General features: G+C 69.9%; 13 protein-coding genes. 4 read left to right on the top strand and 9 right to left on the bottom strand.

Features of this window, described 5'->3' with window-relative positions:
- Positions 1 to 317: 317 nt before the first annotated feature.
- Positions 318 to 1,772: a DUF4192 domain-containing protein gene (locus K377_RS08525; RefSeq protein WP_111662569.1), complete on the bottom strand. Its 1,455-nt coding sequence runs from the start codon at positions 1,770 to 1,772 to the stop codon at positions 318 to 320.
- Positions 1,773 to 1,906: 134 nt separating this feature from the next.
- Here K377_RS08525 and K377_RS08530 point away from each other — a divergent pair, with 134 nt between their 5' ends.
- Positions 1,907 to 4,069, top strand: coding sequence for a RecQ family ATP-dependent DNA helicase (locus tag K377_RS08530; protein WP_111662685.1), 2,163 nt, complete (start codon positions 1,907 to 1,909; stop codon positions 4,067 to 4,069).
- A gap of 224 nt (positions 4,070 to 4,293) precedes the next feature.
- Complete coding sequence (locus tag K377_RS08535) at positions 4,294 to 4,932, top strand: hypothetical protein (protein ID WP_111662570.1); 639 nt, start codon at positions 4,294 to 4,296, stop codon at positions 4,930 to 4,932.
- Between the two features lie 149 nt (positions 4,933 to 5,081).
- Here K377_RS08535 and K377_RS08540 read toward each other — a convergent pair whose 3' ends face one another.
- The 3 genes from K377_RS08540 to K377_RS08550 form a co-directional block, all read right to left on the bottom strand.
- Positions 5,082 to 5,717 (bottom strand): hypothetical protein, encoded by a 636-nt coding sequence (locus K377_RS08540; RefSeq protein WP_111662571.1) that lies wholly within the window; start codon positions 5,715 to 5,717, stop codon positions 5,082 to 5,084.
- Between the two features lie 68 nt (positions 5,718 to 5,785).
- A complete protein-coding gene (locus K377_RS08545; protein WP_111662572.1) occupies positions 5,786 to 6,487 on the bottom strand; it encodes a ribonuclease HII in 702 nt (233 codons plus the stop codon).
- Between the two features lie 51 nt (positions 6,488 to 6,538).
- Complete coding sequence (locus tag K377_RS08550) at positions 6,539 to 7,165, bottom strand: TetR/AcrR family transcriptional regulator (RefSeq protein WP_111662686.1); 627 nt, start codon at positions 7,163 to 7,165, stop codon at positions 6,539 to 6,541.
- 461 nt (positions 7,166 to 7,626) lie between these two features.
- Here K377_RS08550 and K377_RS08555 point away from each other — a divergent pair, with 461 nt between their 5' ends.
- A complete protein-coding gene (locus K377_RS08555) occupies positions 7,627 to 9,147 on the top strand; it encodes an MFS transporter (RefSeq protein ID WP_111662573.1) in 1,521 nt (506 codons plus the stop codon).
- Between the two features lie 129 nt (positions 9,148 to 9,276).
- Here K377_RS08555 and K377_RS08560 read toward each other — a convergent pair whose 3' ends face one another.
- The 3 genes from K377_RS08560 to K377_RS08570 all read right to left on the bottom strand — a co-directional run bounded on the left by K377_RS08560 (position 9,277) and on the right by K377_RS08570 (position 11,567).
- Positions 9,277 to 10,191: an ADP-ribosylglycohydrolase family protein gene (locus tag K377_RS08560; RefSeq protein ID WP_111662574.1), complete on the bottom strand. Its 915-nt coding sequence runs from the start codon at positions 10,189 to 10,191 to the stop codon at positions 9,277 to 9,279.
- Positions 10,192 to 10,203: 12 nt separating this feature from the next.
- A complete protein-coding gene (locus K377_RS08565) occupies positions 10,204 to 10,863 on the bottom strand; it encodes a histidine phosphatase family protein (RefSeq protein ID WP_111662575.1) in 660 nt (219 codons plus the stop codon).
- Between the two features lie 98 nt (positions 10,864 to 10,961).
- Positions 10,962 to 11,567 (bottom strand): YdbC family protein, encoded by a 606-nt coding sequence (locus tag K377_RS08570; RefSeq protein ID WP_111662687.1) that lies wholly within the window; start codon positions 11,565 to 11,567, stop codon positions 10,962 to 10,964.
- A gap of 255 nt (positions 11,568 to 11,822) precedes the next feature.
- Between K377_RS08570 and K377_RS08575 the strand changes: the two genes are divergently transcribed.
- A complete protein-coding gene (locus K377_RS08575; RefSeq protein WP_111662576.1) occupies positions 11,823 to 12,359 on the top strand; it encodes a TerD family protein in 537 nt (178 codons plus the stop codon).
- Positions 12,360 to 12,464: 105 nt separating this feature from the next.
- On the opposite strand, the gene K377_RS08580 is transcribed toward K377_RS08575, so the two are convergent.
- Together K377_RS08580 and nrdR are read right to left on the bottom strand one after the other, a co-directional pair.
- Positions 12,465 to 15,359 (bottom strand): vitamin B12-dependent ribonucleotide reductase, encoded by a 2,895-nt coding sequence (locus K377_RS08580; protein WP_111662688.1) that lies wholly within the window; start codon positions 15,357 to 15,359, stop codon positions 12,465 to 12,467.
- A gap of 135 nt (positions 15,360 to 15,494) precedes the next feature.
- Positions 15,495 to 16,052 (bottom strand): transcriptional regulator NrdR, encoded by a 558-nt coding sequence (gene nrdR, locus K377_RS08585; RefSeq protein ID WP_111662577.1) that lies wholly within the window; start codon positions 16,050 to 16,052, stop codon positions 15,495 to 15,497.
- Positions 16,053 to 16,322 lie beyond the last annotated feature (270 nt).

Consider the following 16,322-nt stretch of genomic DNA (forward strand, 5'->3'; position numbering starts at 1 on the left):
GCCGACCCTCCGCCGTCCGAGGGATGTGCCGCAGCACGCACGGGGCCGGGAACGTCCCCGTACGGGGCTCGGAGCACGGCTCGGAGTATGGGACTGCCGCCGGGGGTGATGAGCCAAGGCTTCGACTCCCGCATGGGGCGCCTCCTTTCGCGCGCGGTCGCGCGAGGCGCCGGCATGCTGCCGGGCGACTGAACCTGAGGAGGGAAGCGGTGCGGCCCGGCCGTCGCTTCCGCTCCTCAGGTGAACGGAGCGCCCCCGCCCCAAGTAACGCCACAGCGCCAGGAACCATCGCCGCCCACCCGCGGCCGAGGCCCGCGTCATCCGTGCCCCCTGGACTGCGGGCGTCCCGTGCGTCGCCCCGAGGGGCGCCGCGGCGCCCGCGTCCCCGCCCGGGCGGGTCGGCTGCCCGCTCCCGAACGTCGCTCGCCCCTGCGGCGCAACGCCGCCGCCAGACCACGGGCCGCCCGGGAGATCCCCGGGTCCGCCGGGCCGACCGGCACCGCGGCGGCCGGGTCCCCTGCCTCCTCTTCCGCGCCTTCCGGAACCGGACACGGGACCAGCTCTTCATCGGTCCCGGCCTCCGCGGACGCGAGGCCGTCGGCAGCGTCACCGACGGTCGCGTCGGCCGCCGCGGGCTCGGCCTCCCGATCAGCCCGCACCCGGCGCAACGACTGCCGCACCGGTTCCGGGTCGACGCCCTCGGAGCGGGCCTGGTTGAGCAGACGGGCGAACTTGTACTGCGGATCGACGCTGAGCGCCATCTCCAGCGCATGGTCCGCCTCGACGGTGTCGCCGAGCGACCAGGCCACCCAGCCGGCCAGGGTCAGTGGGGCCGCCGCGTGCTCGCCGTACCCTCCGACGCACCGCCTGGCCAGGGCCCGCCACAGGCGCAGCGCCGCGGGAGCCTCCTCGCCCTCCATCCACTCGGCCGCACGGTCCCTGGTCAGCCTGTCCTGGAGGCCGAGGATCAGAACGGCGGCCTCGTCATGCGCCAGCAGTTCGTCGTCCCTCAGGTCCGCGTCCAGCGTGTCGTCGACGCACGGGGCCTCGGCGAGGCGACGCAGTACGAGCCGGGCCAGGCCCAAGGTCTGCGTCTCCACCTCCTCACGCGGGGCACCCGCGAGGATCCGGGGTACGAGATCCATCGCCGCCGCGTCCAGGGCTCGGGTCTGGTCCGGGACGAGGGCCGTGTCCAGGGGCGCCAGTCGCGCCGTCAGCTCGGCCACGGACTGCCGCACGTGGATGCCCGCGTAGGCGGCCGTCGCCGCCATCACCGATGTGCCCTCGGCCGCGATGGCGTTGCCCTCGGGCGGACAGCAGTCGGGGCGTGGGCAGCAGTAGGACCAGTACCGCCCGTCGGAGAGGCACAGCGCCTCGGTCACCGGTACGTCCAGCACACCGCACTCGGTCCGCAGAAGCTGGGCGAGCGGGCGCAGGCGCTCCACGACCGGCGGTCCGGACGCGCCGCTGCGGGCCGACGCGTCCTGGCAGAGGAACGCGACGACGCTGTCCGGCCGCCCGTCCCTGCGCTCGCATCCGCCGACCAGACACCGGGCCAGCTGCTGGGCGACAGAGGGCCAGTCCTCGGAGCGCTCGGGAATTCCCAGTCGCACCCGGCCGCCGAATCGCCCCTTGTAGAGGGCGACGAGCACGATGCTGTCGTCGGGCCGGAACCCGAGCAGATAGGGCAGCGCCTCCGCCAGTTCGCCGGCAGTGCGCAGAGTGATCTTGGCCGCGCCGGACGTTCCGACGGGCTCGATGTGATTCGTCATGCGACGACCATGCACCGGATCGCAAGATTCCGTTTTGGCCTGTGGATAACCTCGATCAGGGACACGACACAAGTTGTCCACAGCTCGCCGGACGCATTCGCGCGATGTCAGTGCCATCGGGTTGCATGGGGGGCATGAGCAACGAAGATCTGCGGACGGCCGCCGACACCGTGCTGGCCCGCCTCGTCGGAGACCCGAGCGGCACGGCCCGGCTGCGCGAGGACCAGTGGCGGGCGATCGAGGCGCTGGTCGCCGACCACAGACGTGCTCTGGTCGTGCAGCGCACCGGCTGGGGCAAGTCCGCGGTGTACTTCGTCGCTACGGCCCTGCTGCGCGAGCGCGGCAGCGGCCCGACGGTGATCGTCTCTCCCCTGCTCGCCCTGATGCGCAACCAGGTGGAGGCGGCGGAGCGGGCCGGCATCCGCGCCCGGACGATCAACTCGTCGAACACGGAGGAATGGGACTCCGTACGGACCGAGGTCGCGGCGGGCGAGGTGGACGTGCTTCTCGTCAGCCCGGAGCGGTTGAACAACCCCGACTTCCGGGACAACGTGCTGCCTCAGCTGGCCGCGGCCACCGGCCTGCTGGTCGTCGACGAGGCGCATTGCATCTCCGACTGGGGGCACGACTTCCGCCCCGACTACCGACGACTGCGCACGATGCTCGCCGACCTGCCGCAGGACGTGCCCGTGCTGGCGACGACCGCGACGGCGAACGCGCGGGTGACGGCCGACGTCGCCGACCAGCTCGGCACCGGCGGCGGCTCGGACGCGCTCGTGCTGCGCGGTCCGCTCGACCGCGAGAGCCTCAGCCTCGGAGTGCTGCAACTGCCCGACGCCGCGCACCGACTGGCCTGGCTCGCCGACCATCTGAACGAGCTGCCGGGGTCCGGGATCATCTACACCCTCACGGTCGCGGCCGCCGAGGAGGTCACCGCCTATCTGCGTCAGTGCGGGCACGTCGTGACCTCGTACACGGGAAAGACCGAGAACGCGGACCGGCAGCAGGCGGAGGAGGACCTGCTCGCGAACAGGGTGAAGGCCCTGGTCGCGACCTCCGCGCTCGGCATGGGATTCGACAAGCCGGACCTCGGCTTCGTCGTCCACCTCGGCTCCCCTTCATCGCCCATCGCGTACTACCAGCAGGTGGGACGCGCCGGGCGCGGAGTCGAACACGCCGAGGTGCTGCTGCTGCCCGGCAAGGAGGACGAGGCGATCTGGCGCTACTTCGCCTCCCTCGCCTTCCCGCCGGAGGAGCAGGTGCGCCGCACGCTGGACGTGCTGGCCCAGTCCGACCGGCCGCTGTCGCTGCCGGCTCTCGAACCTCTGGTGGAACTGCGCCGCTCGCGCCTGGAGACCATGCTCAAGGTCCTGGACGTGGACGGGGCCGTGCACCGTGTGAAGGGCGGCTGGATCGCCACGGGACAACCCTGGGTGTACGACACCGAGCGCTACGCGTGGGTCGCCAAGCAGCGGGAGGCCGAGCAGCAGGCGATGCGCGAGTACGTGACGGCGACCGGCTGCCGGATGGAGTTCCTGCGCCGGCAGTTGGACGACGAGGAGGCGACTCCCTGCGGCCGCTGCGACAACTGCGCGGGGGCCCGGTTCACGGCCTCGGTCTCGTCGGCGGCGTTGGACTCGGCACGCGGTGAACTCGGTCGCCCAGGCGTGGAGGTGGAGCCCCGCAAGATGTGGCCCACAGGACTCGCCGCGGTCGGCATCGACCTCAAGGGACGGATCCCCGCGAGCGAGCAGGCGGGGCCCGGCCGGGCCCTCGGCCGCCTCTCCGACATCGGCTGGGGCAATCGGTTGCGCCCCATGCTCACACCACAGGCCCCGGACGGGCCGGTCCCCGACGACGTGGCGCGAGCCGTCGTGGAGGTGCTGGCCGACTGGGCCAAGGGACCCGGCGGCTGGGCATCCGACGCCGCGGACGCGCCACCGCGCCCGGTGGGCGTCGTCACCATGGCCTCGCACACCCGCCCACAGCTCATCGACTCCCTCGGCGCGGGGATCGCCCAGGTCGGCCGGATGCCGCTGCTGGGGCGGATCGAGTACGCGCCGGACAGCGACACCGCGCACATCCCCCGGAGCAACAGCGCACAGCGGCTGCGCGCTCTCGACGGCACCCTGACGCTCTCGCCCGAGCTTTCCGAAGCGCTGGCACGCGCGGGCGGCCCCGTGCTTCTCGTGGACGATTTCATGGAGACCGGCTGGACGCTGGCGATGGCCGCGCGGCTGCTGCGCCGGGCCGGTGCGGGGGGAGTGTTGCCGCTGGTCCTCGCGGTACAGGGCTGACGTAGGCATCCATGGCGCAACCTTTGGGCAGGGATATTGGCGACGCATCGCCAAATACCGGTCCCGAGCCCTAATTGCTCGTTGCCGTGCGCCAGTACGACGGGAAGAATTGGAGCTGCTCCCCGCGCGGCTCCCCCGTGGCCCGGATAGAGCTCTGCCGCGGTGCGCTCCCGCAGTCCGACCCCGCCTGCCCTCACGGGTGGCGAGTAGCCGAAGGGAGGATCGTGACCTTCGGATTCGCTCCGTCCTCGGCGACATCGATGCCCGCGTCCTCGATGCGCGCCGAGAGGTCCGCAGACTCAATCGACCGACCGACCAGGCTGCTGGAACCCGCGGAGTGGGCGGCGGCCGGAATCCCGTTGCTGCGCAATCCCCGCGAGGTTGTCAGCGGTCTGCACGCCCGCCACCGACCGATTCCGCGCACCGCCGTCGTGGCGGTGCTCGACCCGGAGGAACGGCTGCGCGCCAGCGCGTCGTTCACCCGCCGTGAGAACGGCACCGACGGCTGGACGTTCCGCAACTCCCTGCTGTCACAGCTGCGCCGGGTGATCCCGCACGATCTGCGCCGCCGCACTCCGGTCCGTACCGCCGTCCTGCTCTACTGCCGCGACGGCGACATCCAGTGGACGGAGGAGGACGGTGCGTGGATGTGGGGGCTGCGCGACGCCTGCACGCTGCACGGCCTGCGCTGTGGCGCGTACATCACGATGACGCGTGACGGCTGGCAGGTGCTCGGTGAGGGCCGCGGCGGCCGACGCCCCAGCATCGGGTCCGTCGCCGAGGTGCTCGGTGACGGCGAGCAGTCCGCGCCACGCACCGGCGGCGCCGCGACGGAGATGCTCCGCCGCGCCGCGGCACGCTAGGGCGTGTTTCGACAGTCCCGTCCGCCTCGCGGGCGAACGGGACTGTCGAAACACGCTCTGGAACCGTGCGGCCTCCGACGAGTCCGCACGTCGGCCTGCCGGGCTCCCCGGTCGCCGTCGACCGGTGCGGGCAGCCGGCAAGCCGCGCGTCAGACCCCGGCGCCGAGCAGCGAGTTGATGCGCTGCGGGTCGCCGCAGACGACCAGCAGGGCACCGGCCCGGCCGAGCGCGAGCGGCAGCGCCGTCGCCGCCGTCTCGTCGACGCCACCGTTCAGCGCGACGACGACCACGGGGCGCGCGGTGGCACGGCCCAGGGCGGCGGCATCGGCGTAGAAGACGTCGTCGCCCGCGTCGTGCTGGGCCCAGTAGGCGGCCTCGCCGAACGACAGCTCGTGCGCGGCCCACGGGTGCGGGTCACCTGTGGTGATCACTAGCACCTCGCCCGGCGCGCGACCGGTGTCGAGCAGCAGGTCCACGGCTTCCTCGGCGGCGTCCAGCGCACCCTCGACCGAGGCCGGAATGAGCTGGATCTGCGGCTGGGCGGCCGAAGTCGAAGGGATGGCAGGGGCGTTCGGCCCCGGCGTGGGGGACCCGGCCGACTCACGCGACGTGCGCTGCGCGGGCGGTGCGGGCCTTGCGGGACCCGGACGACCGGGTCGCGACGGCGCCGCGGGACGCGGGCCGGGAACAGGACGGGGGGTCGGCGCGGTGCGGCTGCTGGCCGGCATGGCGCGGGGACCCTGGGCGCTCTCGTGAATCTGAGGCTCCTCGGGAATGAGAGGCATGGGTTGATATCTATCAAACGGGGGTGTGGTTCGCGCCAGCGGGTGGCACATCAGTGCGAACGCAAGGGTCAGAAGTCGAAGCCGAGCTGACCTTCGATCTCCGGAGCGCTTGCTTCCGCCCAACTGCGGGCCTTCTTGAGGTGCCGCCACTGGGGCAGCGCATCAAGATACGCCCACGAAAGCCGGTGGTACGGGGTGGGGCCCCGCTCCTCCAGCGCGGCGCGATGCACGGGCGACGGGTAGCCGGCGTTGGCCGCAAACCCGAAGTCTGCATGGTCGAGACCCAGTTCGGCCATCATTTTGTCGCGACGAACCTTGGCGATCACCGAAGCCGCGGCGACGGAGATGCAGGAACGGTCACCCTTGATCACCGTACGGACCTGCCAGGGAGCACCCAGGTAGTCGTGCTTCCCGTCGAGGATGACGGCGTCGGGCCGCACCGGCAGGCTTTCAAGAGCACGCACGGCGGCGAGGCGGAGAGCCGCCGTCATCCCGAGGTCGTCGATCTCGTCGTGGGACGCGTGCCCCAGGGCGTGCGCGGTCACCCAGCCTTCAAGCTCGTCCGCGAGCGTCTCGCGGCGCTTGGGACTGATCAACTTGGAGTCGGTGAGACCCTCGGGCGGGCGACGCAGCCCCGTGACGGCGGCGCAGACGGTGACCGGTCCGGCCCAGGCACCGCGGCCGACCTCGTCGACACCGGCAATGATCTTGGCACCGGTGGTGGCGCGCAATGAGCGCTCGACGGTGTGGGTGGGGGCTTCGTACGGCATGGCGCCAGACAGCGTACGCCGCCGAGCCTGCGGCGCGACACCCGGCTCGCCTCAGTCCGCGTGCCGCAGCAGCAGAGGGACCATGACCTGGTCGATCAGTTCCACCAGGTCCTCGTCCCGCCATTCGCTTCCGCACACCTTGGAGCGGTACATCATCATCGCCGGGATGACGTCGCACACGGAGGCGTCGGTGGCGTCCTGACGCACATCTCCGCGCTTGATTCCGCGGCTGACGACCTCCTTGATCAGCTCTACGCCAGGCTGGACCACCCCTTGGACGATCACGCTGTGGAAGCGTTCCGCAGTGATGGTGTCGCATTCGTGAATGACGGAACGGAGCGCCGAGCCGGGGCGCGAGAACATGGCGTCGCGCAGTTGCCGACACAGCTCCAGCAGATCCTCACGCACGCTGCCGAGATCCGGCACGGAGTCCACCTGCGGGAGTCCGGCCTGCAGCGCGTCGACCACGAGGTCCTCCTTGGAGGGCCAGCGCCGGTACACCGCGGCCTTGCCGGTCTGCGCGCCGGCGGCGACACCCTCCATGGTGAGGCCGTTCCAGCCGACCGTGCTGAGCTGCTCGAGCGTGGCTTCGAGAATGGCCCGTTCCAGCACGGGGCCACGCCTGCGCAGGGAAACGGCCGACCGAGCGGGATCGGCCGTCCAGCGCGAAGTATCCATCGTCTTCTCTCCGTTGAGCGGGTCGGGAGCGGTCCGGACGCAGGTGGCGAGTTCGACGAACGATCGCGTCCGGCGAAGGGGACCCACCACCGTCGAGGCGAAACGGACGGGCACGTTCAGCAGCACTCCCCTGGGGGATCCATCGTGACAACCTCTCCGTCGGCGCAAGATCGCCGGGCCCGACAGGCCCCGCCCCACCATCAGGATGTCAGGCGAGACAGGTTCTTTCGACGGCCCGAACGCGGAAATCACCAGGCCGCACACAGGGCCGAGCCATGCCTGCCGCAAGCATCCAGCGGAACCCTCAACCCCGGACCACCCTTTGGAGTCAACTCCGTTAGAGAACGCTTGTGTTCACCAAGGGCGGCTCGCTATGGTCTGGATTAGTGAACGCTTACGTTCACTACTTCGCTTCTGGGGGACATCCTGTGACGCACGATCAAATCCAGACGCACGACCCCATGCCCACCGCACCGAAACCGGCGGCCGCACGCTCACCGCGCCCCGGTATCGCCCTCGCCGTGATCGCCGCCTGCCAGCTGATGGTCGTGCTCGACGCGACCATCGTGAACATCGCCCTGCCGCACATCCAGACCGCGCTCAACTTCTCGACCACCGACCTGACATGGGTGGTCAGCGCCTACACCCTCACCTTCGGTGGAATGCTGCTGCTGGGCGGCCGCGCCGGGGACATTCTGGGGCGCCGCCGGGTCTTCATCACCGGCATCCTGATCTTCACCTTCGCCTCACTGCTCGGCGGACTGGCCCAGGAACCCTGGCAGTTGCTCGCCGCGCGTGTGCTCCAGGGCGTCGGCGGCGCGATCGCCTCGCCGACCTCGCTCGCCCTCATCACCACGACGTTCCCCGAAGGCCCCGAGCGAAACAGAGCGTTCGGTATCTTCGCCGCCGTCTCAGCGGGCGGCGGTGCGGTGGGGCTGCTGGCCGGCGGTGTCCTCACCGACTGGCTCGACTGGCGCTGGGTCCTGTTCGTGAACGTGCCGATCGGCATACTGATCGCCGCTCTCGCCCCGCGCTACATCAAGGAGTCCGAGCGTCATCCCGGCCGCTTCGACGTCACGGGCGCGCTCACCTCGACCCTCGGCATGGTCGCGCTCGTCTACGGGTTCATCAGGGCCGCGTCCGACGGCTGGCGCGACGGGCTCACCCTGGGCGCGTTCGGCGCGGCCGTGGTGCTCCTCGCCGCCTTCGTCCTCGTCGAGTCCCGCGCCAAGGAACCGATCACCCCGTTGCGGATGTTCGCCGACCGCAATCGTTCCGGCACATACGTGATCATGATCAGCCTCGCCGCCGCGATGTTCGGCATGTTCTTCTACATCGTCCTCTTCGTACAGAACGTGCTGGGGTACTCCCCCATCCGCGCCGGCCTGGCCTTCCTGCCGGTCACCGTCGTGATCGCCCTGGGCGCGGGGATATCCCAGCGGCTGCTGCCGACTCTGGGCCCGAAGCCGTTCCTGATCACCGGTGCCACCCTGGTCACCATCGGTCTGGCGTGGCAGTCGATGGTCGACTCGGGCAGTTCTTACGTGGGTGGTGTGCTCGGGCCGATGCTGATCTTCGGGTTCGGCATGGGGCTCAACTTCGTCACCGTCACGGTCACGGCCGTATCCGGAGTGGCGCCGCACGAGGCGGGCGCGGCCTCCGCCCTGCTCAACACGACGCAGCAGGTCGGCGGCTCTCTCGGGCTGTCCATCCTGACCACGGTCTTCGGCACCGCCAGCCGCGACGAGGCGACCAAGCAGGTCACGTCGTTCATGTCGGAGGCGAGCCCGGAGCAGAAGGCCGCGTTCGCCAGGACGCATCAGTTGCCGGCTCCGTGGAGCCACGAAGTGCTCTCCCACGGGATATCGACGGCGTTCATCCCAGCGGCCGCCATGGCTGTGCTCGCCCTCTTCGTCGCCGCGGTCGTCATCCGCGTACGCAAGAGCGACATGGAGTCGCTCAGCGGCGCTCCGGCCCTGTAGCCGACGGCGGCACGTCCCCCGATCACGGCCGCGCTGTCCGTCCCGCTCCTGTCACCGGGGGCGGGACGGGCACGGCACGTCCTCACCGCGACGCAGGTCGCCGCATGTGCGTGAGAGGACCTGGTCCGCTCAGAGGGACGACGCGGCGGGAGTCCACTCCGGCAGCGGCTCCGTGCGCCCGACCCACTCGGGCGAGGGCTCACCACCCGGGCCGGAGGCGACGACTCCGCCGACGATCGCGCAGGTCGTGTCCAGGTCTCCGCCGACCTGGGCGGTGCTCCAGAAGGCGGTCTCGAAGTCTCCGAGACCGCGCGCCGCGGACCAGAGGGCGAACGGCACGGTGTCGTGCGCCGTCGTCCGCCGCCCGCAGCCCAGTACCGCGGCGACCGTGCCCGGATCGCCGTAGTCGAGCATGTCCCTGGCACGTCGCAGACCGGCCTGCACCGCGCTGCGCGGGACCAGCGCGATCACGCCGTCGAGCAGCTCGTGCGGGTTCGGTGGCGGCCCCTGCGGGGCGGCGACCAGCGCCGCGGCGGCGGCTACGGCCATCGCGCCGACCACGGCCTCACGATGCTGGTGCGTCGGATACGCCGAGATCTCGGCCTGGTGGGTGGCCTGCTCGGGGTCGTCGGCGTAGTAGGCGCCGAGCGGGGCGATCCGCATCGACGCGCCGTTCCCCCACGACCCCATTCCGTTGAACAGTGCGGACGCGAGCGCGCGCCAGTCGCCGCCTTCGCGGACCTGTCGCAGCAGCCTGTTCACCGCCGGGCCGTAGCCGCGGTCGAAGTCATGGTGCTCCGCGAAGGAGCGCGCCAGGTCGTCCTGGTCGATCCGGCCGTGGGCGGCGAGGACGGCGACCACGGAGCACGCCATCTCGGTGTCGTCGGTCCACTGCCAGTCACCGTCCGGCAGCGCGCGGCGCTTGAGCAGCGGATAGTTCGCCGGGACAAAGAACTGTGACCCCAGCGCGTCTCCCACGGAGAGTCCACGCAGGCTGGCCAGGGCGCGGTCCATGCGCCGGTCGGGAGAGGAGTCAGCGATCATCGCTCCGCCACTCTATCCGGTGACTCCGTAGGGCCGCGGTTCACACCAGCGTTCGAATTCTCTGTCGAGTGCATATTTGCCGTTCTCCCCGAGAACGAGCGACCGCGTCTCGGCGTTCCCCGGATTCGACAGCGACTCGAAGTCCTGGACGGTCCAGTGGAACCACCGCATGCAGAACAGTCGCATGGTCAGACCGTGCGTCACGAGGAGCACGTTCGGCGGATGGTCGGGGTCCTCGAAACTGCGGTAGAGGCTCTCCAGGAAGGCGCCGACCCGGTCGTACACGTCCGCTCCGGACTCGCCCTGTGCGAAGCGGTAGAAGAAGTGCCCGTAGGCGTCGCGGTACACCTTCTGGAGCCGTACGTCGTCGCGGTCCTGCCAGTTTCCCCAGTCCTGCTCCCGCAGGCGCGGCTCTTCCCGCACCCGCACCAGGTCGGGGTCGAGGCGGAAGGCGCGGAACGTCTCGTGCGTACGCCGGTAGGGCGAGACGTAGACGCTCACCCGTTCACGGCCGAACAGGTCCCGGAGCTCCTTTCCGGTCTCCTCGGCCTGCCGCCACCCGGTCTCGGTGAGCGCCAGAGCATGGTCCGGCTCGCGCTCGTAGACGGTGTCGTCGGCGTTCCCCTCGGATTCGCCGTGCCGGACAAGAACGATGCGCCGCGGTCGTGCCATACCTCGACCCTAGATCGGATCGGTCCGGTTCGAGCACTCGTACGGCCCGACCGGCGTAGAGCGGGCGGACCGTACGGCACGCGCGCGTGGCGGCACGTTCAGACCGTCCAGGTCGGCTCCAGCCGCACGATGTCGCCAGAGACCGCGGAGACGTCGGCGTCCGTCTCGGCCCGCAGGGACAACCGCTCCACCCCGCCCACCTGGTACTTGCCGCGCTCGGCCGCCGACCGCCACATGGACAGGACCAGGAACTCCTCGTCGGACGCCGCACCGAAGAGACCCCGCACCATGCCGGGCGAGCCGGCCATCGCCGGGTTCCACACCTTCTGCTGCATCAAGGTGTAGTGCTCGGCCCGCTCGGCGTGCACTCGGCAGTGCGCCACCCGCACCACGTCCGCGTCCGTGAAGCGCGGTTCGAAACCGGTCTTCACATCGAAGCGGTAGTCGAAGAGCCTCACCTGCATGTCCTTGTACGTGCCGGACTGACCGGCCGCGAGCCGGTCATGCGCGCGCGCCATGAAGGAGTCGTAGAAGGCGCGGCTCTCCCAGAAGCCGAAGACATGGGCCACATCCGGCCGCTGCCTGCTCCATCCGCCGCCCTGCCCCCGGAACCCCGGCTCCCCGAGGAGCCCCGCCCATTTCCGCTGCCCCCGTTCGAACCCCCGACGGTCCACCACAGTGCAGCGAATCCACTTGACCAGCACCGCGCCATCGTACGGCGCGGTACGTGACATGGGGTCACTCTCCGCTGCAGTGCTTTCCGTTGACCCGGGGGTGGGCGGTATCCCTCGATGCGAACTCGAACTCACGACCGACCACAGGGCGCAACTCGCTCGCGTGAGCGTCTTGTTCGTGTTGGTCGCGGCGAACCCCGCCGTCGGGAGACGGACTCACCGTTGTCGGTGGGACGACGTAGCGTGTGAGCAGCACTCAATGTCGCACCGCGAAGGGGGAGTTCGGTGAGCAGTCTCCGCAAGGGGATCGAGAAGGTCGAGGTCGGGCTGAAGTGGGACCCGAGCCCGGTCGGCTCGCCACCCGACGACCTGGACCTGGTCGCGGCCACGTACACCCGTGAGGACCCGCGCGGCACACCGGCCTACGTGGTCCACTTCGACAGCCGCTCGCCCGACGGGACGATCGTCCTGAACAGGGACAGCCGGAACGGTCAGGGGTTCGGGTTCGACGAGGTCATGACGCTCGAACTGGACCGCCTGAGCGCGCAGTACACGCGCGTGGTGGTGGGCGTCGCTCTCCAGCAGAACGAGCAGCCGTCCGGCAGGCCGAAGACCTTCTGGAACGTGGCGAGCACAGCCGTACGGATACGCGAGGGGTACACCGACCTGTCGGAGCACGACTTCTCCGCGGTGGCGGCCCACTCGGCGGCCACCGTCGCCGAGTTCACCCGGGACGCCGACGGCGCGTGGACGTTCCAGGAGGTCGTCCGCGGTTTCGACGGCGACCTGAACGCCTTCACGTCGGCGATGGGCGCTCTGTAACGCTGTCGCAGATCGGCCATGCCGAAGGGCGGCGGAACCACAGGGGTTCCACCGCCCTCAGGTCAGGCGACCGGTCCGACCGGCTGGTCGGACCGAGCCGTCAGATCAGCTGCAACCGCTGGTCGAGCCGCAGCCCTCGCAGATGTAGCAGGAGCCGGCACGCTGCATCTTCGTACCGCAGGAGAAGCAGAGCGGGGCGTCGGCCTGGATGCCCAGCTGCATCTCCACGAGCTCGGCGCTGGTGTGCGCCTGCTGCGGAGCGGGGACCACGGCGGCGGCCTCGGCCTTCGGCGTCTCGACGGCCTTCAGCTCCTGGGCGAGCGGCGCCGACTGGGCCAGGCCCTCGACGTCGAGCTCCTCCTCGGAGGGCTCGTACGAGCCCGTCTCCAGGTGGCGCTGACGCTCGTCGGCCGAGTGGATGCCGAGCGCGGAGCGCGTCTCGAAGGGCAGGAAGTCGAGCGCCAGGCGGCGGAAGATGTAGTCGACGATCGACTGCGCCATCCGCACGTCCGGGTCGTCCGTCATACCGGCCGGCTCGAAGCGCATGTTGGTGAACTTCGAGACGTAGGTCTCCAGCGGCACGCCGTACTGGAGGCCGACCGAGACGGCGATGGAGAAGGCGTCCATCATGCCCGCGAGGGTGGAGCCCTGCTTGGACATCTTCAGGAAGACCTCGCCCAGACCGTCGTCCGGGTAGGAGTTGGCGGTCATGTAGCCCTCGGCGCCGCCGACCGTGAAGGAGGTGGTGATGCCGGGACGGCCCTTGGGGAGGCGCTTGCGGACCGGGCGGTACTCGACGACCTTCTCGACGGCCTCGCGGATCGTCGCCTCGGTCTTCTCGGTCACCTCGGCCTTCTCCTGCTCCTTCTTCTTCGCGGAGAGGGGCTGGCCGACCTTGCAGTTGTCGCGGTAGATGGCGAGCGCCTTGACGCCCATCTTCCAGGCCTCGAAGTAGACCTCCTCGACGTCCTCGACCGTCGCCGTCTCCGGCAGGTTGACGGTCTTGGAGAGGGCGCCGGAGATCCAGGGCTGGATGGCGGCCATCATGCGGACGTGGCCCATCGCGGAGATGGAGCGCTCGCCCATCGCGCAGTCGAAGACCTCGTAGTGCTCGGGCTTGAGGCCGGGGGCGTCGATGACGTTCCCGTTCTCGGCGATGTGCGCGACGACCGCCTCGATCTGCTCCTCCTGGTAGCCCAGGCGGCGCAGGGCCTGCGGGACGGTGCCGTTGACGATCTGCATCGAGCCGCCGCCGACCAGCTTCTTGAACTTGACCAGGGCGAGGTCGGGCTCGAGGCCGGTGGTGTCGCAGGACATCGCGAGACCGATGGTGCCGGTCGGCGCGATGACGGACGCCTGGGCGTTACGGAAACCGTTCTTCTCACCGAGGCGGACGACGTCCTGCCAGGCCTCCGTGGCGGCGGCCCAGATCGGGCTGTCCAGGTCGTCCATGCGGACGGCCGTGGTGTTGGCGTCGGCGTGCTGCTTCATGACGCGCTGGTGCGGGGTGGCGTTCTTGGCGTAGCCGTCGTACGGGCCGACGACCGCGGCCAGCTCGGCGGAGCGCTTGTACGAGGTACCCGTCATCAGCGAGGTGATGGCGCCGGCGAGGGCGCGGCCGCCGTCGGAGTCGTAGGCGTGGCCGGTCGCCATGAGCAGGGCGCCCAGGTTCGCGTAGCCGATGCCGAGCTGACGGAAGGCGCGGGTGTTCTCGCCGATCTTCTCGGTGGGGAAGTCCGCGAAGCAGATGGAGATGTCCATCGCGGTGATGACCAGCTCGACGACCTTGGCGAAGCGGTCGACGTCGAAGGACTGGTTGCCCTTGCCGTCGTCCTTGAGGAACTTCATCAGGTTCAGCGAGGCGAGGTTGCAGGACGTGTTGTCCAGGTGCATGTACTCGCTGCACGGGTTCGAGCCGTTGATGCGGCCGGACTCCGGGCACGTGTGCCAGTGGTTGATGGTGTCGTCGTACTGGATGCCGGGGTCGGCACAGGCCCAGGCCGCCTCGGCCATCTTGCGGAAGAGCGACTTGGCGTCGACCTCCTCGATGGTCTCGCCGGTCATGCGCGAGGTGAGGCCGAACTTGCCGCCCTCCTCGACCGCCTTCATGAACGCGTCGTTCACGCGGACCGAGTTGTTGGCGTTCTGGTACTGGACGGACGTGATGTCGTCGCCGCCCAGGTCCATGTCGAAGCCCGCGTCGCGCAGGGCGCGGATCTTCTCCTCTTCCTTCACCTTGGTCTCGATGAAGTCCTCGATGTCGGGGTGGTCGACATCCAGGATGACCATCTTGGCCGCGCGACGCGTGGCGCCACCCGACTTGATCGTTCCTGCAGAGGCGTCGGCACCGCGCATGAAGGAGACCGGGCCCGAGGCGTTGCCGCCCGAGGACAGCAGTTCCTTGGAGGAGCGGATACGGGAGAGGTTCAGGCCGGCGCCGGAGCCGCCCTTGAAGATCATGCCCTCTTCCTTGTACCAGTCGAGGATCGACTCCATGGAGTCGTCGACGGCAAGGATGAAGCAGGCGGAGACCTGCTGGGGCTGCGGCGTGCCGACGTTGAACCACACCGGGGAGTTGAAGCTGAAGATCTGGTGCAGGAGGGCGTACGCCAGCTCGTGCTCGAAGATCTCGGCGTCGGCGGGCGACGCGAAGTACTTGTAGTCCTCGCCGGCCTTCCGATACGTCTTCACGATGCGGTCGATGAGCTGCTTGAGGCTCACCTCACGCTGCGGAGTGCCCACAGCACCGCGGAAGTACTTGCTGGTGACGATGTTGACCGCGTTCACCGACCAGAACTCGGGGAACTCGACGCCACGCTGCTCGAAATTGACCGAGCCGTCGCGCCAATTGGTCATGACGACGTCGCGATGCGCCCACTCCACCTCGTCGTACGGGTGCACGCCGGGGGTGGTGTGGATGCGCTCGATCCGCAGACCCTTGGTCGCCTTGGAACCCTTGGTGCGGGAACCTCGTGCCGGGCCGCTCGCCGTCTCTGTCATGCCGCCTCCCATATCAGGCTAAAACGCCTTAAAGTGCCTCGATCTTCCCGTGGCACTGTGTGTGTCTTGTGTCGCGGACGCCGCTCTTGCCGCCCGCAACAGGTCTGTGGTTCGCCGCCGCCCGGCCCCTGCCGGTCAGTCGGCGGCGTGCGCGGGCACAGGGACCACGGGGACACCGCCGGTCCCTCCGGGCCCGCTGTCGCCCTCTGCGCACGCTCCGCCCGGGCCGTCCGCTCCCGCGCCGGGCGGCGCATGTTCCCTCAGTTCCGCGATCGCCGCCTCGAAGTCCTCCAGCGAGTCGAACGTCCGGTACACGGACGCGAAACGCAGATAGGCCACGAGGTCGAGCTCCTGAAGCGGGCCCAGTATGGCCAGGCCCACATCATGAGTGGTCAGTTCGGCGCTGCCGGTGGCCCGCACCGCTTCCTCGACCCGCTGGCCGAGCAGGGCGAGGGCATCCTCGGTCACCGGCCGGCCCTGGCACGCCTTGCGTACGCCGTTGATGACCTTGGTGCGGCTGAAGGGTTCGGTCACGCCACTCCGCTTGACCACCATCAGTGAACAGGTCTCCACCGTCGTGAAACGACGGGAGCAGTCCGGGCACTGACGGCGCCGGCGGATCGATGTGCCGTCGTCGGTGGTACGGCTGTCGACGACACGGCTGTCGGGATGCCTACAGAAGGGGCAGTGCATAACTCCCAACCCTCCTTCACGGCACGACGCGATAGCCCCGAGAGGCTGATCCCGCCTCTCGCAGCAGCCCCCAGCATAGGTGATGACCACGGCCCCGGAAGACCGGGGACCACAACTTCTGGGCTGCTGATGCAATCCAACCACTACATCTGGGGTTTGGCTGCTTTTCCGACCCTAGCGCGTGTCGCGGACCCGGCGGCTCTTGGCGCCTCGCACGCAGGCCCCCAGAACACGGCCCCGGCGGTGCGACGCACGCGAGAACAGGGGCGG

The sequence above is a fragment of the Streptomyces sp. PsTaAH-137 genome, assembly GCF_003259365.1.
Lineage (GTDB): Bacteria > Actinomycetota > Actinomycetes > Streptomycetales > Streptomycetaceae > Streptomyces.

Bases quoted from the DNA above. Each gene is read 5' to 3' on its own strand.
- K377_RS08525 (WP_111662569.1), bottom strand. From the start codon at position 1,772: ATGACGAATCACATCGAGCCCGTCGGAACGTCCGGCGCGGCCAAGATC.
- K377_RS08550 (WP_111662686.1), bottom strand. From the start codon at position 7,165: ATGGATACTTCGCGCTGGACGGCCGATCCCGCTCGGTCGGCCGTTTCC.
- K377_RS08530 (WP_111662685.1), top strand. From the start codon at position 1,907: ATGAGCAACGAAGATCTGCGGACGGCCGCCGACACCGTGCTGGCCCGC.
- K377_RS08545 (WP_111662572.1), bottom strand. From the start codon at position 6,487: ATGCCGTACGAAGCCCCCACCCACACCGTCGAGCGCTCATTGCGCGCC.
- K377_RS08565 (WP_111662575.1), bottom strand. From the start codon at position 10,863: ATGGCACGACCGCGGCGCATCGTTCTTGTCCGGCACGGCGAATCCGAG.
- nrdR (WP_111662577.1), bottom strand. From the start codon at position 16,052: ATGCACTGCCCCTTCTGTAGGCATCCCGACAGCCGTGTCGTCGACAGC.
- K377_RS08580 (WP_111662688.1), bottom strand. From the start codon at position 15,359: ATGACAGAGACGGCGAGCGGCCCGGCACGAGGTTCCCGCACCAAGGGT.
- K377_RS08555 (WP_111662573.1), top strand. From the start codon at position 7,627: ATGCCCACCGCACCGAAACCGGCGGCCGCACGCTCACCGCGCCCCGGT.
- K377_RS08540 (WP_111662571.1), bottom strand. From the start codon at position 5,717: ATGCCTCTCATTCCCGAGGAGCCTCAGATTCACGAGAGCGCCCAGGGT.
- K377_RS08560 (WP_111662574.1), bottom strand. From the start codon at position 10,191: ATGATCGCTGACTCCTCTCCCGACCGGCGCATGGACCGCGCCCTGGCC.